This is a genomic window from Enterococcus sp. DIV1208 (genome assembly GCF_050530455.1).
Classification (GTDB): domain Bacteria; phylum Bacillota; class Bacilli; order Lactobacillales; family Enterococcaceae; genus Enterococcus_B; species Enterococcus_B hirae.
Map to the genome: position 1 here is coordinate 1,900,589 of NZ_CP172887.1, position 22,420 is coordinate 1,923,008.

18 protein-coding genes are annotated in these 22,420 nt (G+C 37.2%); 4 read left to right on the plus strand and 14 right to left on the minus strand.

Annotated features, from left to right (window positions below):
- Positions 1-16: 16 nt before the first annotated feature.
- The 4 genes from IGK91_RS08720 to IGK91_RS08735 form a co-directional block, all read right to left on the minus strand.
- The gene (locus IGK91_RS08720) at positions 17-988 is read right to left on the minus strand and encodes a PhoH family protein (protein WP_010718528.1); all 972 of its coding nucleotides are present in this window, start codon (positions 986-988) and stop codon (positions 17-19) included.
- Between the two features lie 461 nt (positions 989-1,449).
- Positions 1,450-1,896 carry a GatB/YqeY domain-containing protein gene (locus tag IGK91_RS08725; RefSeq protein ID WP_010718529.1) on the minus strand — a complete coding sequence of 149 codons (447 nt, stop codon included), beginning with the start codon at positions 1,894-1,896 and terminating at the stop codon, positions 1,450-1,452.
- 26 nt (positions 1,897-1,922) lie between these two features.
- Positions 1,923-2,120 (minus strand): 30S ribosomal protein S21, encoded by a 198-nt coding sequence (gene rpsU / locus IGK91_RS08730; protein ID WP_010718530.1) that lies wholly within the window; start codon positions 2,118-2,120, stop codon positions 1,923-1,925.
- Positions 2,121-2,285: 165 nt separating this feature from the next.
- Positions 2,286-2,714 carry a Fur family transcriptional regulator gene (locus IGK91_RS08735; protein WP_010718531.1) on the minus strand — a complete coding sequence of 143 codons (429 nt, stop codon included), beginning with the start codon at positions 2,712-2,714 and terminating at the stop codon, positions 2,286-2,288.
- 92 nt (positions 2,715-2,806) lie between these two features.
- On the opposite strand from IGK91_RS08735, the gene IGK91_RS08740 reads away from it, so the two are divergent.
- A complete protein-coding gene (locus IGK91_RS08740; RefSeq protein WP_010718532.1) occupies positions 2,807-3,664 on the plus strand; it encodes a pyruvate, water dikinase regulatory protein in 858 nt (285 codons plus the stop codon).
- Positions 3,665-3,814: 150 nt separating this feature from the next.
- Here the strand turns inward: IGK91_RS08740 and IGK91_RS08745 are convergent, their stop codons facing one another.
- The 3 genes from IGK91_RS08745 to IGK91_RS08755 all read right to left on the minus strand — a co-directional run bounded on the left by IGK91_RS08745 (position 3,815) and on the right by IGK91_RS08755 (position 6,910).
- Positions 3,815-4,108: an ArsR/SmtB family transcription factor gene (locus IGK91_RS08745; RefSeq protein ID WP_010718533.1), complete on the minus strand. Its 294-nt coding sequence runs from the start codon at positions 4,106-4,108 to the stop codon at positions 3,815-3,817.
- Positions 4,109-4,175: 67 nt separating this feature from the next.
- Complete coding sequence (locus IGK91_RS08750) at positions 4,176-5,903, minus strand: phospho-sugar mutase (protein ID WP_181934377.1); 1,728 nt, start codon at positions 5,901-5,903, stop codon at positions 4,176-4,178.
- Positions 5,904-6,040: 137 nt separating this feature from the next.
- On the minus strand, positions 6,041-6,910 hold the full coding sequence (locus IGK91_RS08755) for a hypothetical protein (protein WP_010737955.1): 870 nt from the start codon (positions 6,908-6,910) through the stop codon (positions 6,041-6,043).
- 510 nt (positions 6,911-7,420) lie between these two features.
- On the opposite strand from IGK91_RS08755, the gene IGK91_RS08760 reads away from it, so the two are divergent.
- Positions 7,421-9,100, plus strand: a complete 1,680-nt coding sequence (locus tag IGK91_RS08760; protein ID WP_430605289.1) for an IS1182 family transposase — start codon at positions 7,421-7,423, stop codon at positions 9,098-9,100.
- Positions 9,101-9,156: 56 nt separating this feature from the next.
- On the opposite strand, the gene trxB is transcribed toward IGK91_RS08760, so the two are convergent.
- The 3 genes from trxB to IGK91_RS08775 form a co-directional block, all read right to left on the minus strand.
- A complete protein-coding gene (trxB, locus tag IGK91_RS08765) occupies positions 9,157-10,086 on the minus strand; it encodes a thioredoxin-disulfide reductase (protein ID WP_010737956.1) in 930 nt (309 codons plus the stop codon).
- Between the two features lie 146 nt (positions 10,087-10,232).
- Complete coding sequence (locus IGK91_RS08770) at positions 10,233-11,666, minus strand: 6-phospho-beta-glucosidase (RefSeq protein WP_081123214.1); 1,434 nt, start codon at positions 11,664-11,666, stop codon at positions 10,233-10,235.
- Between the two features lie 13 nt (positions 11,667-11,679).
- The gene (locus tag IGK91_RS08775) at positions 11,680-13,074 is read right to left on the minus strand and encodes a 6-phospho-beta-glucosidase (RefSeq protein ID WP_010737958.1); all 1,395 of its coding nucleotides are present in this window, start codon (positions 13,072-13,074) and stop codon (positions 11,680-11,682) included.
- 220 nt (positions 13,075-13,294) lie between these two features.
- Here IGK91_RS08775 and IGK91_RS08780 point away from each other — a divergent pair, with 220 nt between their 5' ends.
- Positions 13,295-14,185: a MurR/RpiR family transcriptional regulator gene (locus tag IGK91_RS08780; RefSeq protein ID WP_010737959.1), complete on the plus strand. Its 891-nt coding sequence runs from the start codon at positions 13,295-13,297 to the stop codon at positions 14,183-14,185.
- A gap of 135 nt (positions 14,186-14,320) precedes the next feature.
- On the opposite strand, the gene IGK91_RS08785 is transcribed toward IGK91_RS08780, so the two are convergent.
- The 4 genes from IGK91_RS08785 to IGK91_RS08800 form a co-directional block, all read right to left on the minus strand.
- Positions 14,321-16,225, minus strand: a complete 1,905-nt coding sequence (locus tag IGK91_RS08785; protein WP_081123215.1) for a hypothetical protein — start codon at positions 16,223-16,225, stop codon at positions 14,321-14,323.
- A gap of 275 nt (positions 16,226-16,500) precedes the next feature.
- Positions 16,501-18,279, minus strand: a complete 1,779-nt coding sequence (locus IGK91_RS08790) for an ABC transporter ATP-binding protein (protein WP_010718540.1) — start codon at positions 18,277-18,279, stop codon at positions 16,501-16,503.
- Complete coding sequence (locus IGK91_RS08795) at positions 18,269-20,029, minus strand: ABC transporter ATP-binding protein (RefSeq protein ID WP_081115190.1); 1,761 nt, start codon at positions 20,027-20,029, stop codon at positions 18,269-18,271. Before IGK91_RS08795 ends, IGK91_RS08790 begins: the two co-directional genes overlap by 11 nt.
- Before the next feature lie 173 nt (positions 20,030-20,202).
- Positions 20,203-20,427: a YneF family protein gene (locus tag IGK91_RS08800; protein WP_010718542.1), complete on the minus strand. Its 225-nt coding sequence runs from the start codon at positions 20,425-20,427 to the stop codon at positions 20,203-20,205.
- 238 nt (positions 20,428-20,665) lie between these two features.
- On the opposite strand from IGK91_RS08800, the gene IGK91_RS08805 reads away from it, so the two are divergent.
- Complete coding sequence (locus IGK91_RS08805; protein WP_010718543.1) at positions 20,666-22,243, plus strand: Nramp family divalent metal transporter; 1,578 nt, start codon at positions 20,666-20,668, stop codon at positions 22,241-22,243.
- The last annotated feature ends 177 nt before the right edge of the window (positions 22,244-22,420 follow it).

Genomic DNA, 22,420 nt, shown 5'->3' on the forward strand with positions numbered 1-22,420 from the left:
CTTATCCCCCTAAGCCTTACTCTTGATGAAGATCTGCCTTTTCATAAGCTTTGATGATTTCGGCTACAACAGGATGACGAACGACGTCACTTGCTTCAAAATTGACAAAAGCAATTTTTTTGATTTGTTTCAATGTACGTTCTGCATGGATCAAACCACTCATCGTCCCTTTAGGTAAGTCAATCTGACTTGTATCGCCGTTTACGATCATTTTTGATTGATACCCCAAACGAGTCAAGAACATTTTCATCTGTGCCACTGTTGTATTTTGAGCTTCATCTAGTATTACAAAAGCATCGTCAAGTGTTCGCCCACGCATATAAGCTAATGGCGCAATTTCGATGATCCCACGCTCCATCAAACGATTGGTATGATCTAAACCAAATATTTGATACAGTGCATCATACACTGGACGTAAATAAGGATCAACCTTTTCTTTCAGATCACCCGGTAAGAAACCAAGATTTTCTCCTGCTTCCACCGCTGGACGAGTCAAAATGATTTTTTGGACTTCGCCTTTTTTCAACGCAGCAATTGCTAAAACGACAGCTAGAAATGTTTTACCTGTTCCAGCAGGACCGACACCAAATACGATGTCATGTTTAGCAACGGCCTCGACATATTGTTTTTGTCCACTATTTTTCACTCGAATCGGTTTACCATTGCGGTCTTTGACGATTTCTTCTTCATACATTTCAATGAAGTAATCCAATGTCCCTTTTTGCCCCATTTTTAAGGCAGTAACAACATCAGGTGTACTGACATGTATCCCCCGCTTGATCAATTCTTGTAAGGTACGTATCACCGATTGTGCTAACGAAAGCCCCGGCTCTTCTCCAATAATCTGGATCATTTCGCCTCTCGTATGAATCGTTGTTTCAGTCATTTCTTCAATTAATTTTACATGTTTGTCATGCGAGCCTAACAACATACTGATATCGTCAGCAGCTGTTAATCTAATTTCTAAAGAACTGGATGCTTCTGTCAAAAATAGACATCTCCTTTACTTCAATTCATTCCTTCCTATTTTACCATATTCGTAAAAAACTATATAGCAAATAAAAAAGGTTGTCTCACTCCTTATTCGTTTCATTCATTTTAACCTAAAATTACTTTGCTGAACTTCCATGATTTACTTTATGTTATTCCATGATTGAGAGATTCCTGCCTATCAATAAACAGCTTTTACTTAATAGATAAGGCAAAGAACCAATCTAACCAAGCCTAGATCTATCGAGTGAGGAAGAGAGATAAAAGAAGGATATGTATGATTGCATGGGGAACAAGGCGTACCGATTGATGTTGCCTTGGCGCTCACCTTGAGGAAATTGGGACATGCATGAAAAAAAATCTAAAAAAAATAAGTCTGATTTTGACGTTGTGGATCAAAATCAGGCTTATTTTCTTTTTAAGAGAGGGCGGTTGTCCCAAACTCTTTAAATGATAAGTTTAAGATTGTAATAGCTCTTTCACAATCGCATTCACTTGGTTCCCATCTGCTTTTCCTTTGACTTTCGGCATGATCGCACCCATGACTTTGCCAAATTCTTTGACAGAAGAAGCTCCAGTTTGTGTAATCGCTTCTTGAACAAGTTGACGAATATCATCCTCAGAAAGTTGTTCTGGCATGTATTTTTCAACAATTACTATTTCACTTTTCACTTTTTCAGCTAAATCGTCACGTCCAGCTTCTTCGAACTCATGTAAAGAATCACGCCGTTGTTTCATTTCACGAGACAACACTGTTAATTCTTCATCTTCAGTCAAGTCGTGACCTTCTTTGATTTGCTCGTTTTGAATGGATGACTTAATCATACGTATGACTTGTAAAGATTCTTTATCTTTTGCTTTCATCGCTGTTTTCATGTCATCGTTCAATCTACTTAGTAGTGACACACTACCAACTCCAATTCATAAAGGAACTAGTTTTTTTGCGTTTTTTTGCGTTTTTTCGCTGCTTTTCTAGCTGCTTCAGATTTTTTCTTACGTTTTACGCTTGGTTTTTCGTAGAATTCACGTTTACGAGATTCTTGTAAAGTACCCGCTTTTGACACGGAACGTTTGAAGCGACGAAGAGCATCGTCAATTGATTCGTTTTTACGAATGACTGTTTTTGACATGTTAATTCCCTCCCTCCGAGCTTAAAAAGTAACCGTAATTGTTATTGAAATTATAATCCAAAAAACAAGACTGTTCTATAAAACATTATATCTAATGCTGATTTGACCGTCAAGGGAATCTTTGGATTTTTTAAAATAATGATATGTTATTTTATTATAAAACAACTACTGACAGTTTTCACATCGACCGAAAATTTCAAACCGATGCCCTTCGATCGTACAACCTGATAATTGATTTTCAAAATAGTCCATTGGACACATATGGATTTCTTTTGTCATCCCACAAACGGTACAAATAAAATGATGATGGTGACCGATCTCTCCCTGGCAACAATGAAAGCGAAACTTCATTTCGCCATTCAAATCGGTTTCTTCTAATAAGTCTAACTCAGAGAAATCATGGAGATTACGATAAATGGTATCATAACTCACTCCTTTAAATTCCTCATTCATAAAATCAAATACTTCTTTTGCTGACACATAACGATTTCTTTTGACCAAATAAGTCAATAATGCTTCTCGCTTTTTCGTGTATTTAAATCCGTTATTTTTCAAAATTTCTAACGATTGTTCGATTAATGTTTGGTTTTTCAAGTCTTTCCCTCCAAATCAAAATGATTACGAAGTACATATTCCACAGTATGGTATACTAAAGATAAAAAAAATGCAAGTGAGGTTTTTTATTTATGGCTTTTGATTCTACTGAGATCGTTACTTTTTTTGTCATTTCTGATTCAGCTGGTGAAACAGCAACAAAACTCGCACAGGCAACCATGGCACAATATCCTACAGTTGAATTTAATTTATTTCGTCGAACGTTTGTCACTGACCAAGACACCCTCGAACAAGCCTTACAAGATGCGTTAGCAGAAAAAGCGTTAGTACTTCATACCTTGATCAACCAAGAGCTGATTGATTATACCCGAAGTTTTTGCGAAGAAAACAACTTATTTAGTTTTGACGTGATGACTCCACCGATCGAAGAAATCCAACGATTAACAGGAATTCAACCCACTCGTCAACCTGGAGCCCTACATTTATTGAATGAAAATTATTTTAAACGAATCAAGGCAATGGAATTTGCTGTAAAATACGATGATGGGAAAGATCCAAGAGGTTTCTTAGAAGCAGACGTGGTGTTGCTAGGAGTTTCCAGAACGTCAAAGACACCGTTAAGTCTTTTTTTAGCGAATAAAAACTTAAAAGTGGCGAATCTCCCACTCATTCCTCAAGCCCATATCCCAAAACAACTTTGGGAGATCGATCCTAAAAAAATTGTTGGTTTAACCAATAATCCCGATATTTTAAATAATATTCGAAAAGAACGGATGCGTTCCTATGGATTAAATCCTGATACGGCTTATTCTGATATCGAAAAAATACGAGCAGAATTAGATTTTGCTAATGATTTGTATGAAAAATTAGGTTGCGTTGTGATCAATGTTGCTTCTCTCTCAATTGAAGAAACGGCTTCGTTGATCCTAAATGCCTTAGATTTAGAGGACCACAGTTATTATGGCACGGATACTTCAGGAGAAAAATAAAGAACAAATAATTGTATCCAGTAAGCAGCTATAACAAACAACCAGAACCAAACGCATAACTAGTTGAAAAAAAAGCCAGCTGAAACGTGTCTGCTGGCTTTTTTTCAGTATAATCTATTTACATTCCCTTAGAAATGCCTCATTCTTATTTTACTGATGTTCCACATGTTTCAAGGTTTGTTCCAAGATATCCAACACGTGAAAATCATCTAAACTATACAATATTGCTTTGCCTTCACGATGCGATTTTACCACATGGTTTTCCCTTAATAAACGTAGTTGGTGGGAAACAGCGGATTGTTCCATTTCCACCGCTTGGCTGATGGCCGTCACATTTTGTTCTCCATCTTTTAAATACATCAATATTTTCAATCGGGTAGGATCACTTAAGACTTTAAATAATTGACTCACTTTTTCTATTTCGCTTTTTGGTGTGTCTGTCAACCGATTCACCTCCATAAAAAAGACTGACTTCTAAAGTTTACCACTTTTTCCATCAGTCTCAATTATTTTATTCTTCTGTCATTGATTTGATGATTGCTTCATAGGTATCGATCTTTTCTTGTGCCTCTTGTGCGGAATTGCCTTTTACACCAATATAGAATTTGATTTTTGGCTCTGTTCCTGAAGGACGGATCGCTACCCAACCATGTTCTTCTAATACATATTTTAATACGTCAGATGGAGGTGTCGTTAATTTTTCCACTCGTCCAGCTGAAACTGTTTTCGTTAATTCTTTGAAATCTTCTGTTTGAAGAACTTTTGCTCCAGCAAATTCTGATGGGGCATGGTCACGGAATTTCTTCATCAAAGCAGCGATTTTGGCTGAACCTTCTTGACCACTCATCGTGACTGAGATTGTTTTTTCAGCAAAATAACCATATTTTTCAAAAATCATTTGTAAGCCGTCATAAAGTGTCTTCCCTTGTTTTTTATAAAAAGCAGCCACTTCGGCTAACAATAAGAGTGCTTGGATTGCATCTTTATCACGTACAAATGGTTTGACCAAGTAACCATAGCTTTCTTCAAAACCAAACATAAATGTATGAGAATGATCTTTTTCAAATTGATGGATTTTTTCTGCAATAAATTTAAAGCCTGTTAAGACATTGATCATCGTAGCGCCATAGCTTTCAGCGATGGCTGCAGGAAGTTCACTTGATACGATTGACTTAAGTACGGCTGCATTTTCAGGTAAAGTCCCTCGTGATTGATGTGCTTCTAAAATATATTGAATCATTAACGCACCGATTTGATTACCGGTCAAAACTTTATAAGAGCCATCAGGTTGGCGAACTGCTGCTCCTAAGCGATCCGCATCAGGATCAGTTGCAATCAATAAATCAGCGCCTTCTTTTTCACCTAAACGAATCGCATACTCAAATGCTGAATGTTCTTCAGGGTTTGGTGATTGAACCGTTGTAAAGTCAGGATCAGCTACAGCTTGTTCAGGTACAAGCATAAATTGTTCGAAACCAGCTTGTTGTAATGCTCTTTCTCCTAGCATTTTTCCTGTACCATGAAGGGGTGTAAACACCAATTTTAAGTCTTTCCCCATTGTTTGGACTAATTCTTGATCAATCGTGACTGCTTTGATTTCTTCCAAATATGCTTTATCGACTTCTTCACCAATGATCGTAATCAATCCACTAGTTTCTACTTCGTCATCAGCTAAAACAGCGACTTTTAAAGGATTACTTACTTCACGTACATATTTTGTCAATGCATCCGCATCAGCGGGTGGCATTTGTCCGCCATCTTCTCCATAAACTTTATAGCCATTGTAAGCTGCTGGGTTATGAGAAGCTGTCACCATGATTCCCGCAAACGTATTCAAATGACGAACAGCGAAAGAAAGTTCAGGTGTTGGACGTAGACTCTCAAAGACAAAAGAAGGAATATCGTGTTGTGCCAAAGTCTTCGCTGCTTCCATCGCAAATTCAGGCGATTGATGGCGTGAATCATAAGCAATCGCTACGCCGCGACGTTTTGTTTCTTCTCCTTGTGTATCCATAAAACGTGCCAGCCCTTCTGTTGCTTGTCTGACCGTATAAATATTCATTCGATTGATCCCAGGACCTAAAATTCCCCGCATTCCTGCTGTTCCAAATTCTAAAGGAGCATAAAAAGCATCTTCCAGCTTTTCAGGGTCCTGACTAAGATCAGTTAATTGTTTTTTTAAATTTTCTTCTAAATTTTCTTCATTGGCCCATTGTTGGTATACTTGTTCCCAAGACATGAAGCGAACACCTCTTTCTAAAATATCTACCTCTTTCAGTATAGCATTCTCTTTTTAGATAGAAAAGTCAGAAGAAAAAATAAGCGCAGATAGGATCTTCTTTTCTTTCACCAAGATCAAGATTATTCCTACTGTTCTTACAATATCAAACAAGATTTTTCTTGTTTTTGAAATTGCACTGAACCGTTACGATTATCTGGTTGAGTTTTTTTATTTTTTAGAATATCAAATAATTTTCTTTTTTTATTTGTTTGCTCTTCTTTCTTTTGCAAAGTTCCAAGATTATTCCAACTCTTCGGCTGGTATGTTTGCCAAACTTCTGGTTCCTGTTCCCAAGGTGCTTTTACTTTTTTTCCTTGAGAGATAAAAGTAACTTTTCCACGTAATTTTTCCCAATTGCGGTAAATATAACGTAGTTCGCTAGAGGTCGTAGACTTTCTTCCCTTAATATCATCTAGATTTTTTTCGTCTAGGACAAGTTCAATATCTATTTCATCTAAGCAATAGTAAAGTTCCATATCTTGCTTTTCCATCGCTATATCCAAACCAATTTTACAGCCTCTATTCACGTGCAAAGAATGGTCATGATAAGCTTTATTCTTAAGTACATCTTGATAGATTGTTTTTAATTCATTTTTCTGATTCATTTGAGTACCACGAAAATAATTTCCCCATAATGGCCAGTGTTTCTTGCCTTCATCCACATAATTAAACCATTCTTTGGAAAATTTTGAAAAAGATTCTTCAGAACACCAGATACTATCCTCTTTCACATTTAATTTATCCTCTTCTCTATTTAATATACTCCTAATTTCGTTATTGTACTCATCAATAAAAATGGGAACATGATTTTTTTTTGCTTCCTTTTCTGCTTGTTCTAAATTGCCTGGTTTTTCTTCCGCTAGATCTATCGCCTGACTTAGATTAAATATAGAGTACCCCAGACTTTTCGCATATGCCTTCCGCGCTGTAGCTAAGCCATAAATAAAAATAGTTTCTTTTGTCACATTTTCCTCTCCTTTTCATTTATTTCTGATAACGATAGTCATTTTCTGGAAAGTCATTTACGTGTACAACGATCCATTTCTATCGTTTGAATATGTGTCTCTCTTCTTTGATTGGAAGTGGCTAGCTTTTTATGTAGTTTACGAGTAGCCTCTATTCCCATAGTCCTTGCATCACCGAGTACTCTTTTTTCATTGTCCTTCTTCTTTCCCTATTTCCATCAAAATGCCTGTTCATTGTATCACGTGTTAATTTCACTCGGATGGCAAAAAATCCTGTTTTCAAAAAAAAATAGTTCTCTCTTAATGATTGAAGTGCCAGTAACAAGCGATCGTGTCTAAAAATAACTCCTATTTTCCATGAATAAATTCTGTCCACAAAAAGAGAGTGGGACAATAGTCAGAAAAAAATCTGATTATTGCCCCATTTTTTTTTTTGATTTTAAGGTACACAAAAAGCACACAACCTTGTATGATTAAAGTGCCTAAACAAAAATCAAAGGAGTGTGCCTTATGTTTAAAAATTATACCATCAACCAAACAACTTTACCACTAGATGTAGAACATTATATTCCAGAAACGGATGTTGCCTTTGCGGTTCACTCGTTAGTAGAAGCAATCCCGCAAGCGCTCTTCAACCAAATTGAACAACAGCTGGGACGTCCAGCCTATCACCCCAAAATGATGTTGAAAATTCTTCTTTATGCCTACACGCAACGTGTTTTTTCTGGCAGAAAGATCGAATTTTTATTAGACGATAGTTACCGTATGCGTTGGCTAGCCAATCATGAACAAGTGAGTTACCGCACGATCAATCGATTCAGAAGTCAGGAAACGACAGCTCAGCTTCTAGCAGAGGCTTTTGTGTTGTTTCGCCGTCAACTGATAACCAATCAAGTGATAGATAATGAAGCCATCTTCGTTGACGGTACGAAAATTGAAGCAGACGCCAATAAGTTCAGCTTTGTTTGGCGTAAAGCCACCACTCGGTATGAACGGTTGTTAGATGAAAAATCAGAAGCTTTTTATCAAACGCTTTATCAAGAGGAAATTCTTCCTTGCTTAAAAGAAGAAAGTCAATCCGATGGATTGACGAGCGACCAGTTAGAAGAAGTCGCTCATCATTTAGAAGCTGAACTCCATGAAACACAAGTACAATTAACACATGAAAAATGCAAAGAAAAGCAAAGTCAACTAAAGAAAAAAAGAAGAATGTATAAAAAATATCTCCGACAGGTACAAACGGATTATCTGCCAAGAAAACAAAAGTATGAACGGTATGCTCAACTATTTCAAGAACGAAATAGCTTTTCAAAAACAGATACTGATGCCACCTTTATGCGGATGAAAGACGATTATATGCGAAATGGACAGCTCAAGCCAGGTTATAATTTACAAATCGCCACCGAAAATCAGTATGTTTTGAGCTATGAATTATTTCCAAATCCCACAGACACCAAAACATTGAATCCATTTTTAGACAGTTTTTTAGACCGACATAAGGAGTTACCGGAGTACATTGTGGCAGATGCAGGGTATGGTAGCGAAGAAAATTACATGTATATCAACGATGTTCTACATAAAACTCCCTTAATTACATATGGCAGTTATCACAAAGAAAATAAAAAGAAGTACAAGGATAATCCGTTTAACGTGGAGAATTGGCGTTATCTTGAAGAACAAGACACCTATATTTGCCCAGCGAATCGTCCGGTACCGTTCAAAAATTATAGTCGCAGAAAAGATAAAGGTGGCTTTATTCGAGATTTCAAAATCTATGAATGTGAGGATTGTCGGAACTGTTCAGTTCGTCGTCAATGTACGCGTGCGAAAAGTGAACAAAAGCGAAAAATTCAAGTAAATAATAATTGGCGCTATTTCAAAGCAGAATGCAGAAAAAATCTTTTAGAGGAGAAAACTGGTTCGATTTATCGGAAACGAAAAATTGATGTCGAACCCGTGTTCGGACATCTAAAGGCTCATTTGGCGTTCCATCGTTTCCATTTGCGTGGGAAACAAGGAGCAACGATTGATATTGGTTTGGCACTGATGGCATTAAATTTAAGAAAATTAGGAAAATATATGGAGAGGAAAGTGCGCAAAACAGAAAAAATAAGTTCGATTTTGACAATAAACATCAAAATCGAACTTATTTTCTTTTTGAGAAAGAACTATTGTCCCACTCTCCTTTAGTAGTATAAAAATGAATAATATTCAAACAGCCCTTCTAACGACCTCTTTTGATCACTTTACGCTTGTGTTGTTTCTTCTAATGCTTCTAAATATTTATAAACTTGTTGACCAGCAATGCCTCCATCGCCGACTGCTGTCGTGATTTGTCGTAAATCTTTTTCACGAACATCCCCAATAGCGAACACACCAGGCATAGTCGTACGCATGTCTTGATCTGTTGGAATCCAACCAGCTGCATTAGTTAAACCAGCTTTTTTAAATGGTTCAGTCAATGGATCTAAGCCCACATAAATAAACACGCCATCTGCTGCTAAATCAACGGTTTCATTCGTTTTCACATTATGCGCTTTAACCCCAGTGACCACCATGTCATTACCAACGATTTCATCTGTGACAGTGTCCCAGACAAATGAAATCTTTTCGTTAGCGAATGCGCGATCTTGGATGATTTTTTGCGCACGTAATTCGTCTCTTCGATGAACGATCACGACTTCAGAAGCAAATTGCGTTAGGTAGATGGCTTCTTCTACCGCAGAATCGCCACCGCCGATCACGACTAAGCGTTTGTTTCGGAAAAAAGCACCGTCACATACTGCACAATAGGAAACACCTCGTCCAGCGTATTCTTCTTCTCCAGGAACACCTAACTTACGATGGATACAACCCGTTGCGATAATCACTGTTTTGGCTTCATAAGATTGATCTTCACAGATCACTTCTTTGTAATTTCCATGGTCTTTGATGTCTTGCACAATTCCATAGACATTTTCTGTTCCAAATTTAGTGACACCTTCATACATTTTATATGCAAGGTCAGGTCCCATGATGGAATCAAATCCAGGGTAATTTTCAACTTCAGCGGTGTTATTCATTTGTCCACCCGGTGCGCCTTGTTCAATCATAGCAACTGAAAGATTTGAACGTGACGCATATAACGCAGCAGTCATTCCAGCAGGTCCAGCACCAATCACGATAACATCATACATATGTACATTCCTCCATTATAAAAATCAAGTAAGCTTACTTTACAGCCTATAGAAAAAAAAGTCTATTGTTCTGCTTACTCTTTCCTCGAATAGATTTATTATACTCGAAAAATTAGTTTAAAAACAATAGACTTTTATTTAATTCACTATTCGTTACTTAAATCTTCTCCATTTGTTGCAATGACTTTTTTATACCAGTTGAACGATTTTTTCTTCGAGCGTTCCAATGTCCCATTTCCTTCGTTGTCACGGTCAACGTAGATGAACCCATAGCGTTTCTTCATTTCGCCAGTCCCAGCAGAGACAAGATCGATACAGCCCCAAGTCGTGTAGCCTAGGAGATCCACACCATCGAGCTCAACCGCATCTTTCATTGCTTGGATATGTTGTTCTAAATAATCGATCCGATAGTCGTCTTCTACATAGCCATTTTCATCTGGTGTATCAATGGCACCTAACCCATTTTCGACGATGAACAATGGTTTTTGGTAACGATCATAAAGATCATTCATCGTGATACGTAACCCCAATGGATCAATTTGCCAGCCCCATTCACTGGCTGAAAGATAAGGATTTTTAGCCGATTCAAAAATATTACCGGCCGTTTGCTCTAATACTTTTGGATCAGTAGTAGCTACCCGGGAAGAGTAATAGGAGAATGAAATAAAATCAACGGTATGTTCTTTTAATATTTCTAAGTCAGTTGGTTCCATCTCGATTTTGATTCCATTACGTGCCATTTCTTTTAAGGCATAGGCTGGATAACTTCCCCTTGACTGGACATCAATAAAGAAATAGTTTTCCCGGTCCGCCTTTCTTGAAGCCCAGACATCTTCAGGTTTACAAGTGTAAGGATAAATTGCGCCGGCTGCTAACATACAGCCAACTTTATTTTCTGGATCCACTTCATGAGCGATCTTTGTAGCGATTGCACTAGCAACTAATTCATGATGGGCTGCCTGGTATTTGATTTGTTCCACATCGTCCCCTTCTTCAAAATACAATCCAGCGCCCATAAATGGAGCATGTAAAATCATATTGATTTCGTTGAAGGTCAACCAGTATTTCACTAATCCTTTGTAACGATTAAAAATGACATGGCAAAGTCTTTCATAAAACTCTATCAACTTTCGAGAACGCCAAGCACCATATTCTTTGACTAAATGCATCGGACAATCAAAATGAGTGATTGTCACTAACGGTTCGATTCCATATTTTTGACATTCTTTAAAGACATCTTCATAGAACTTCAACCCTTCTTCATTTGGTTCCTTTTCATCACCTTTTGGAAAAATACGACTCCACCCAATGGATAAGCGATAGGTTTTAAATCCCATTTCCGCAAAAAGTGCAATATCCTCTTTGTAACGATGGTACATATCAATGGCTGTTTTTGCTGGATAAAAATGTTCCTCATCAAAGTCAAACATTTTTTGTTTACCAGTGATCACTGAAAAACGATCTTTACCAATCGGAACAACATCAACATTAGCTAAACCACGTCCACCTTCAGCGTAGCCTCCTTCACATTGATTGGCAGCCGTTGCGCCACCCCATAAAAAGTCTTTCCTAAATGCCATCCTACTTCCTCCATTATTGTTTTTGATAAGTTTTTGTCAGGTTGTTTGCTATTTCATCTTGTACTTCGATCCCCTCTTCTTTTAAGCGGTGGATCGTTTCCTTAAATTGTGGCAAATACGCTTCGTGAGCAACAAACAATTCATCCATGATCCGTTTCGCTGTTTCACCCGAACGTACTAAGGGATTGATCGTAAATGCTTGAAGCGCTGTGCCATAATCACCCGTCACTGCCGCTTCGATCGTCAATAATTCCATATTTTTCATGACTTGAAGCCAGCCACGTTCAGCTGGTGGCAAAGAACCGAAAGCAACGTTACGTGCCCCTTGTGCCCCGACATACGCTGTGACCTCCACGACACAATCAGCAGGCAGATCAGGAACAGCGCCGTCATTTTTTGTTGAAACAACGATTTGGGTTTCTTTATTGGCATAGATCGAAGCGATCGTTTCACAGGCAGCATCTGAATAATAAGCACCCCCACGTTGTTGTAACTGTTCTGGTTTATGGTCTAGTTCTGGGTCCTGATACAACTCAAATAATTCTGCTTCCGTTTTTTTAACTTGTTCTGCTCTTGTACCAATTGTTTGATATTCTTCTAAAGCATGGTTCAACATTTCTTCTTCACGATAATAATAGCGATGGTAGCCACAAGGAATCATTTGCATTTGTTGTAATTGTTCCTTGAAAAACGGCACATCGAATATATTTTTTGGTAAGCCATTATTTTCAGCATAAAGTCGGTCGATTAGCTCATTCGTTCGATCGTTTCCATGTGAATCTGCTACTTTATGCCAATGAAAGTGATTGAGTCCAGCAAATTTATAAATCAAGTCTTCTTTTGTTTCTCCCAGCATTTCTGGCTCTGTCATCATTGCCATAACTGGTACATTACAAAGCCCAATTACCTTTTCCCATTTTCCGTAGCGAACGACAGCTTCTGTAACCATTCCACTAGGATTGGCAAAATTGATCAGCCAAGCATCGGGACATAGTCTTTTCATATCTTCTACGATTGAAAGAATGACCGGAATGGTACGAAACGCTTTGAACATCCCGCCAGCTCCATTGGTTTCTTGTCCAAGCATGCCATAATATGCAGGGATTCGTTCATCTTTCACTCTGGCATCTAATTGACCTACCCGAAACTGAGTTGTTACAAAATCAGCATCCCGCAGTGCTTCTTCTCGATCCAACGTCGCATAGATCTTAACATCATAAGGCGAAGCATCCCACATTCGTTGAGACATTTCACTGACGATTCTTAGTTTTTCTTGACCCTCTGCTACATCCACTAACCAGATTTCTTTAATCGGTAATTCTTCATATCGTTTAATAAACCCTTCCATCAATTCAGGGGTATAGCTACTTCCGCCACCAATTGTTGCAATCTTCACTTTTCGTTCCATGAGCTTCCTCCTTTTTTGTTTTTACAACTATATTATGTTTTTTGTAAACGAAAACAACAAGTTAACTTTATTCTTTTGCATTTCCATTTACAAAAATTCATTATATAGCCGATTTTTTTGTGAAAATCTTGTATAAGAACAACGAACGATTGACGAATCAACAAATAGCGCTTACAATATTTTTACACAAAAAATTAAAAAAATGTAAAAGAGGATCGTCATGCTATTAAAAGAAAAACTAAAAAAAATTGCTTTTTCTCCCGCAGAAACAGAAGTGATCCATTTTATTCAAAGCCATGAACATCAACTCAAAGAAGCAACAATTCAACAAATTGCGAAGGCATGTTATGTCCATCCTTCTACGTTGATTCGGATTGCCAAAAAGGCTGGGTTCAACGGTTGGGTCCACTTTAAGGAAGCTTTTTTGGCGGAAAACGAGTATTTGGAAGGAAATTTTCAAGAAGTTGATGCCAACCTCCCCTTTCTAGAAAACGATGGAATCATGTCTATTGCGAACAAAGTCGCTGCACTGGAACGAATGACGATTGAAGACACACTCTCATTGCTTCACCACGATGACTTACAACGAGCAAAACAGCTTTTATTGAAAGCAAAAAAAATCGTCCTTTTTTCTAGTAATTCGAATACTTTGATCTCGCAGGCTTTTATGTTGAAAATGAAGCGAATCAAACGAGACGTAACGATCGTGACGACTTCAGGCGAATCCTACTATGAAGCCTACAACTGTACGCCTGATACTTGTGCCATCTTAATTTCTTATACCGGCGAAAATAAAATGATGTTACGAACAGCCAAGATTTTGCAAGAAATCAATGTGCCGATTTTAACATTGACGAGTATTGGTGATTCCACTCTTTCTACTTTCAGCTCAGCAATCCTTCGTATCACTACCAGAGAACGATTGTATTCCAAAATCAGTAATTTTACGATCAATACTTCAATTTGTTACTTACTAGACGTACTATACAGCTGTATCTTTGCAGAGGAATATCAAAAAAACCTCAACCATTTAATCAAAATCGGACAAAAAGTAGACGATCGCCCAATCAGCTCCTCTATTATGGAAGAGCCTCCTGCAATTAAGGAATAAATTATCTTATCTCACACTTTTTAGCTTCTTATTCATTTCCTCTTTTCACCATCTAGCTTGTATAAGTTAGTCGGAAAAGAAAAAACCTAAAAAAGTTATCCACGACGACATGGATATTTTTTAGGTTTTATTTGCTTAAATTTCATGTTGTGTTTCGTGGCTTTTAGCAGTTTTATTGGTGTTAACTGGTAATTGCTTATCAGCGCCTTCTAGCCCACTTGCTCTTTTCTGATCAAATCTTGCTAACTGTTTTGATTCAGTTAGTGAGAGGTGTTTCATTTTGGCAATCACTGTTTTTTTAATTTCTTCTACGGATACAGTTGGAGAACCAATTTTGTCAGCCATTAAGCCTACCAAAACGGCTTTTTGTTTTTCATTAAGTTCTGGAAACTGATGAAATTTATCCGCTAAGTAATTGATTGCGCTTGTTTTGTGTAAACGGTCAGGCTCTTTTAAGATATCGCTAATTATCTTTCCCTCATTAGGATAGTTCTCACTGATCTCCATAAATACCTCTAGCTGATCATTTATTTTATGTTGATTCTCTTCACTCAATGATTGCACTAATTGATCTTTTTCATGTAACAGAATTGCTTTTTTTTTACTATTTGGAAGTGATAATTCATGCCAAACGACACTGAAATAAGTCATTATATGAATCGTTGAAGGGCTGTCAGATTGTTTCAATAAAAATTTATCTTGGAGCACTTTGAGCACGTTAGAGGTATTTTTTTCTGGACTTTCATCAGTAGTACGGGAACGAGCAATTGTTGTCATAAAATACATTTTTTTGTCTATTTGATGGATAACTTCTGAGTGCTTCAGTTCATCTAACTCCGGAAATATAGTTGTCACTATTTGTTGTTTTTGTTCTTGCGTAAATGCTTTCGTATCATTAAATAAGTGCGTCAAAAAATCGATGCGTTGTTTTTCATTTAATGAGTGAGATTCTTTAAAAAAATTCGCAATGTTCGCCTTCTGCTGTGGCTTTTTCTCACTAACCATCAAAAAAATGTCGATTTTCTGGTCAACTTGATAGGATTCTTCCTTCGATAAAGGTTGTTTTATTCTATTTTTTTCATCATTTACTAATACTTGTTTGTCTTTTTCAGACAACGAAAGTTGATTATATGTATCGATTAAATAACCCACAACATCATTTGCTGTTAGTCTTTCTGCTATCGGCAAATGATCTTTTGCTTGGAGTTTAATAAATTTTTTATACAAACGATTTTTTTCCTCATCCTTAAATTTGATCTGCTGGACTAATTCATGTAACGTTCCATACTGTTGTTCCATCGTTTCATGGTTTGTATCCCGTCTTTTAGCACGAGTGATTTTGATTATGTCATCAACAAATACCTGCTTGTCAAGTACTTCTTTTTGTCTATCTATCAACTGTTTCGTTAAATAAACTTTTACTTCATGATGTGTTACTTGAGAAATAGCTAGTTTTTCGAGAGTAGTAACGATTTGATTTATATTGTTACCAATATGTGGTTGACTTGTTAGCAATAATGAGTTTGCCTCTTTAAAGGAAGTGCTAGGATTGTTAACCTTACTATGTTCTTCAATGACTTTTACATGTAGTTGGATTAATTCGTCGATATCTTTTTCTGTCTCTTCTTTTACTGTCCCTATTTGTATATTACCCAATAACTCTTCCTTAGCCTTGATTAAAGTATACGACTTTTGTGTTTCACAATATGTTGCAATCTCATAATATTCAGCAAATTTTTGCATGACACTTTCTTTTGTTTGCGGTACTTTTTCCCATTGTTCCATAGAATGATTAATGACATGTTTATAGATATAGGCCTTATCTTCGGGTGAAAAGCTTGCCGTACAAACTGTTAACGTTTTTTCTCTCGTATCTTGATCAACATTAGACGTATGAAAAAGTACATTTGTTAACACATGTATCGAACTAGCAATATCAAAGCTTTCAGGATTTTTTTGTAACTTTTCATATACTCCTTTGTTTTTCCCATGGTTTATCTCCAGTACATTAAGTAAATTGACTAAGTTTTCCTCTTTCATCGGTCACAACCCCTAGCTAAAATTATTTTAGAATAATAAAAATTCTAATTTCTATCATTCTATGCTAATTTACTTTTGCGAATCGTCCCAATTTTTCTAAAAAAAGAAATAATTGGTCTCTAAATAGTTATTTTATATCTGTTTTGTTTATTTCAAACGCTATTGTTCAAGGTACTCTACTTCTGATACTCAATAAAAATGTCTTTATTAAAAAAACAGAGAAAAAGAAGATGATTTCCTCTTTTTCTCTGTCTGATTACTTCTATTTGGAACAACTATTCACTTTGGAGTTTATACATATCAGCATACAGTCCTTCTTTTACTAGCAACTCCTGGTGGGTTCCTTGTTCAACGATTTTTCCTTTATCCAAGACAAGAATGAGTTCTGCATCTTTGATCGTTGACAAGCGGTGCGCAATCGCAATAGTGGTTCTTCCTTGACGCATCTTTGCTAATCCTTCTTGGATCAACCCTTCTGTCTCGGTATCAATATTGGCAGTTGCTTCATCTAAAACCAAGATTTTAGGATCAGTAACAATGGTTCGTGCGAATGTGATCAATTGTCGTTGTCCACTAGAATAACTTGCGCCTCGCTCAATCACTTTTGAATGATACCCATTTGGTAATTCATTAATAAAGCGATCGGCTTGGACAAATTCAGCCGCTGCACGTATCTGTTCATCTGTGATCGCTGGGTCCATCATACGTATATTTCCTGCAATATCCCCATAGAATAGAAAAGCATCTTGGAGAACTAACCCCATTTTTTTACGAAGTTCAGCAATCGGATACTCCCGAATATCACACCCGTCAATTAAAATCTGCCCTTCATAAAATTCATAAAAACGCATCAATACATTGATGATCGAACTTTTCCCACTGCCAGTATGACCGACTAATGCGACAGTTTCACCAGGATTGGCAACAAAAGAAATGTTGTTCAACACCTTATTTTTCCCATCATAGGAAAAGCTGACATTACGAAATTCGATTTTCCCTTCAGTGATGGTTTTGTTTGCTCCTTCATGTTGCTGTGGTGCGTATTCTTCTGTGTCCATGATTTTTAAGATTCTGCTACCAGCGACGATTCCGTCAGTGAATATACTTAAGAAATCCATCATTTGAGACATCGGGTTGAAGAATCCTTGGACATATGTGGTGAAAGCATAGATCAGTCCAACTTCCACTGGTGATTTTAAGGCATCTAAACCAAAAAGCGTCAGTGCCCAAGCAATGGCTAATGCATATAAAAAGCTGATAATCGGGCTCAATAACAGCGAATTGGTTTTGATCATAGCGTATCGTGTATTGAGATAATCCGTATTGACCGCTTCAAATTCGTTTGCTAACCGTTTTTCCTGCCGGAATTGCTGGATGATCCGCATCCCTGAAATGGATTCATTTAATTTAGTATTCAACTGACTTAACTTTTCTCGCATATTACGATAAATCCGAGAACTAAATTTTTGATAATACCAGATCACGACTCCTAGAACAGGTAAAAAAAGCAACAGCCATAAAGCAATGCGTCCGTTGATTTGAAACATTGCAATAAAGGAGGAAACTACTGCGAAAATGCCTGTCAATACCATCAGAAAAACATACCAAAATTCAAAAAGCGTTTCGGTGTCATTCGTGACTCTTGAGACAGTCGAGCCGGCTGGTGTCTGGTCAAAATATCTCATTCCCAATGTATGCAATTTTTCAAATAATTTTATACGGATATATTGATAGGTTTTAAGCGAAGCATTGGAATACAAATACCATTGGAAAAACCAGATGATACTTTTGACGATGACCCCAAATAAATACAAGCCTGCAAAAAATAAAATCACTTGTGTCGTAGCAGATTGTTTGGCTAAATATTCATCCATAAAGGTTTGAATGATTCGAGGTAATAGGACATTGATTACTGACAATCCCAAAGCAAACAGGATGGCAATGATGAAAGTCGCTTTAAAGGGTTTAGCAAAATGCAACAAGCGTTTAATGATTTGCTTTTGCTCTCGCAATGGAATGGATTTTGACCATTCGGATTGATAGTTATCTTCCATCATTTTCTCCCCTTTCAATTTTGGCTTCTAACTGTTGTTTTTCCCACATTTGTTTGTACCAACCACCTAAAGCCAATAGCTCGGCGTGACGGCCACGTTCAACGATCTGTCCTTTGTCAATGACGATGATTTCATCAGCATGCATCACACTGCTTAGTCGATGAGCGGCAATGATCGTGGTTTTACTTTGACGAATTTCTTTTAAATTCCGCAAAATTCTTTCTTCTGTTTTAGCATCCACTGCCGACAACGCATCGTCAAGGATCAATAACTCTGGATTTTGGATCAATGCTCTGGCAATCGAGATCCGCTGTTTTTGTCCACCAGATAAGGAAACACCCCGCTCACCAACTAATGTTTCATACCCCTTCGGTAATTCTTTGATCTCTTGGTTGATTGATGCTAACGACGCAGCAGCTTCCACTTCTTCGTTAGATAACTTAGGATCAGAAAAACGGATATTCTCACGAATCGTCATTGAAAACAAAAAATGATCTTGTGGTACATAGCCAATAGAATGTAAAAGAGCATCTAAGGAATATTCTTTGATCGAACGACCACCAAATTTGATTTGTCCTTGATAGTCATCATATTCACGCATCAGCAACTTCATGATCGTGGTTTTTCCAGCACCAGTTTTACCAACAATTCCTAATGTATCCCCTTCTTTAATTGCAAACTTGATTTGTTCCAAGGCGGGTAATTCTTCTTTGGGATAATGGAATTGCGCGATCTCTACATTTAATTCTCCTTTTGCGGGTGTCTTCACTGCACCAAGTTGTTCGACGATATGGGTCTTCTCATGTAAGAGTTCATTCACTCGGTCATAAGAAGCATTTCCTCTTTCCAGAACATTGAACAACCGACCAATAGCAAACATCGGCCAAACCAACATTCCAATGTAACTGATGAAGGAAACCATTTGTCCAATCGTAATCGTGCCATCTAGCACATATTTACCACCCAAGATGATCGTTAAGACATAAGATAACCCAATGATCAGCGTGATAAACGGATCAAACAAAGCATCTAAAAAGTTGACACGTTTATTCTTGGTGATTGCTTGTTCGATTTTTTCTTGAAAATCTGCCAGATCTTCCTGCTCTTGCCCAAAGGTTTTGATTACTTTAATCCCAGTAATAGTTTCTTGCGTTTTGTCGTTGATACTGGAAAAAGCTTCTTGTGATTCTCGAAAAGCATCATGTAGTTTTGATCCTAATATCCTTGAAGTAACAGCTAATAGCGGCAAAGGGATCAAAGCAAGTAAAGTCAAGCGCCAGTCAATGAAAAGGATCATGGCAATGATTGTGGTTCCCCCAGTAATGACCGAATCAGCAAATGTCAAGATGCCTGCTCCTGCCACATTTTGAATCGCATTTAAATCATTGGTCGCATGTGCCATTAAGTCACCTGTACGATATTTTTGGTAAAACATACTATCCATACGAGTGAAATGGATAAACAAACGCTGACGTAATTCCTTCTCTAACCTCGCTGCACTTCCCCAAATATTCACCCGCCAAATGAAACGAAAGAGATACTGTAAAATGGCAGATCCGATTAATACAGCGATCCAAAAGACGATAAATCGCATGGAGAGATTCTTATCTGCAATCTCATCGATAATGATCCCGATTACTTTAGGCGGAACTAACTGAACCAAGGCAACACATAATAAAGAAAAAACGCCGATCACATAGTGCTTCTTTTCTTGTTTAAAAAACCAACCCAACTTCCTAAAAATAGACATATTTTCCTCCTTTTTAACTCCCATCAACCTCTTTTTCTCTTGAAAATTTAGTCAGTGTTACTTATTTTTCTCACTAACTACACAACCTTGTTTTTAATCGCTTCCATAAATCCATCTAACAAAAAAAGCGAGCTGAAATCAATCAGCCCGCTATGATTTGTCCAATGAAAACCTTATTTTTTCCCTTGGTTTTTCATTTGTTGCATCATCTGACGAATTTTCTTTTCAGATGGTTTTTGCCCCATTGACATCATCATTGATCGTAACATGTCCTCATTAACGGGAGGATTTTTTTCTAAATAATCTTTCATATATTTACGCGCAAAAAAGAATCCACCGATTGCGCCGATTAATAAAGCAATAACTGCGATAAGTACGACTATTCCTGTTTTTACCATATAAATCTCTCCTTTCTATTTCCGAATTGCTCTCAATGACTTATTTTACTAAAGTTTTCCCAAAAAAGAAAGGCGTTTTCTTTAGTTTTGGCTAAAAAGTTTATTTTACTGATTTCCTATAACTTCGCCAAAAAGAAGCTTAACCATATATTTTTTTTAGGCAAACCGAATAAATTGCTTTCAATTTTTTTGATGCAGGTGTAGAATGGTGTCGTGAAGAAAATGAGAGGTGATTTTTTTGAGTAATCAATTCCATAAACAAAAATTGATTGAACACACCAACGGCTTATCTTTAGCTGAAGTGAACGGAACAGTCAAAGTTCCTAAAGGGAAAAGTTTTTTTAAAACATTATTAGCTTATTCAGGTCCTGGCGCACTCGTTGCGGTAGGTTATATGGACCCAGGAAACTGGTCGACTTCTATTACAGGAGGTCAAAACTTTCAATATTTACTGATGTCAGTCATTCTTTTATCCAGCTTAGTCGCTATGCTTTTGCAATATATGGCAGCAAAACTAGGCATCGTTAGTCAAATGGATTTAGCCCAAGCCATCCGAGCCCGTACAAGTAAAACACTTGGTGTGATTTTGTGGGTGTTAACTGAATTGGCAATCATGGCAACCGATATTGCAGAAGTAATTGGGGCCGCCATTGCCCTTTATTTACTTTTTGATATTCCATTAGTAATTGCCGTATTTATTACTGTTTTTGATGTTTTTGTTTTATTGATGTTAACTAAGATTGGCTTTCGTAAAATTGAAGCCATCGTCGTTTGTTTGATCTTTGTCATTTTATTCGTTTTTGTCTACCAAGTGGCTTTGTCAAATCCCGACTGGAAACATTTATTTGCTGGCTTTGTTCCTAATAGCAAAACGTTTGCTGATTCACCGATGATTGGTGGTGAAACACCATTGACAGGTGCATTAGGAATCATTGGCGCAACTGTCATGCCTCATAATTTGTATCTCCATTCTGCAGTCTCACAAACGAGAGAAATCGATCGGAAAGACCCAACCGATATCGCTCGAGCTGTTCGTTTTACAACTTGGGATTCTAATATTCAATTAACTATGGCTTTTTTAGTCAATGCTTTACTTTTGATCATGGGCGTTGCAGTATTTAAAAATGGTTCTGTGCAAGACCCATCATTTTTTGGGCTTTACGAAGCATTGTCTAATCCTTCTGTTATGAGCAATGATGTATTGACCACTGTAGCAAAATCTGGCATTTTATCTACATTATTTGCTGTTGCACTTTTAGCTTCTGGACAAAATTCTACGATTACTGGAACACTGACAGGACAAGTGATCATGGAAGGCTTTATCCACATGCGTATGCCGATTTGGTTACGTCGTTTGGTCACACGTCTCTTGTCTGTCATCCCTGTTTTACTCTGTGTCCTCTTTACCAGCACGAAAGGAACGATCGAAGAACATACTGCTTTGAATCATTTGATGAACGAATCTCAAGTATTTCTTGCATTTGCGCTTCCTTTTTCAATGATTCCATTATTGATGATGACAAATAGTGAAGTAGAGATGGGGAAACAATTTAAAAATAATCTATTCGTTAAATCTTTAGGCTGGATCTCCGTAATCAGTCTGACATTCTTGAATTTACGAGGATTACCCGGACAAATCGAAAGTTTCTTTGGTGATCAAGCAACTACCAATGAATTGATGTGGGCAGACAATGTGGCCTACTTGATTATCTTTGCTGTCTTAGCCTTATTGTGTTGGACGATCGTCGACTTGTATAAAGGGAACAAAAGATACGCAGAACGTTTGCAACAACTAACCGTTCAAGAAAATAACTAATAAAAAGATTAGATGATAAAAAAGTTGTTCCTTAAGTGTCCAACTTTAAAAAATAAGCCAAAGAATCCCGAAATAGTTACTCAGGGAAATTCTTCGGCTTATTTTAATTCGTATAACTACATTCAACAACTTTTATGTCCATTTGTTGAAATGTCTTCGTGAAGCAAACGAATCACG

What these genes read in the sequence shown, in the direction of transcription:
- rpsU (WP_010718530.1), bottom strand. Translation starts at nt 2,120, where the DNA reads ATGTCAAAAACAGTCATTCGTAAAAACGAATCAATTGACGATGCTCTT.
- IGK91_RS08740 (WP_010718532.1), top strand. Translation starts at nt 2,807, where the DNA reads ATGGCTTTTGATTCTACTGAGATCGTTACTTTTTTTGTCATTTCTGAT.
- IGK91_RS08750 (WP_181934377.1), bottom strand. Translation starts at nt 5,903, where the DNA reads ATGTCTTGGGAACAAGTATACCAACAATGGGCCAATGAAGAAAATTTA.
- IGK91_RS08760 (WP_430605289.1), top strand. Translation starts at nt 7,421, where the DNA reads ATGTTTAAAAATTATACCATCAACCAAACAACTTTACCACTAGATGTA.
- trxB (WP_010737956.1), bottom strand. Translation starts at nt 10,086, where the DNA reads ATGTATGATGTTATCGTGATTGGTGCTGGACCTGCTGGAATGACTGCT.
- IGK91_RS08770 (WP_081123214.1), bottom strand. Translation starts at nt 11,666, where the DNA reads ATGGCATTTAGGAAAGACTTTTTATGGGGTGGCGCAACGGCTGCCAAT.
- IGK91_RS08775 (WP_010737958.1), bottom strand. Translation starts at nt 13,074, where the DNA reads ATGGAACGAAAAGTGAAGATTGCAACAATTGGTGGCGGAAGTAGCTAT.
- IGK91_RS08780 (WP_010737959.1), top strand. Translation starts at nt 13,295, where the DNA reads ATGCTATTAAAAGAAAAACTAAAAAAAATTGCTTTTTCTCCCGCAGAA.
- IGK91_RS08785 (WP_081123215.1), bottom strand. Translation starts at nt 16,225, where the DNA reads ATGAAAGAGGAAAACTTAGTCAATTTACTTAATGTACTGGAGATAAAC.
- IGK91_RS08790 (WP_010718540.1), bottom strand. Translation starts at nt 18,279, where the DNA reads ATGGAAGATAACTATCAATCCGAATGGTCAAAATCCATTCCATTGCGA.
- IGK91_RS08795 (WP_081115190.1), bottom strand. Translation starts at nt 20,029, where the DNA reads ATGTCTATTTTTAGGAAGTTGGGTTGGTTTTTTAAACAAGAAAAGAAG.
- IGK91_RS08800 (WP_010718542.1), bottom strand. Translation starts at nt 20,427, where the DNA reads ATGGTAAAAACAGGAATAGTCGTACTTATCGCAGTTATTGCTTTATTA.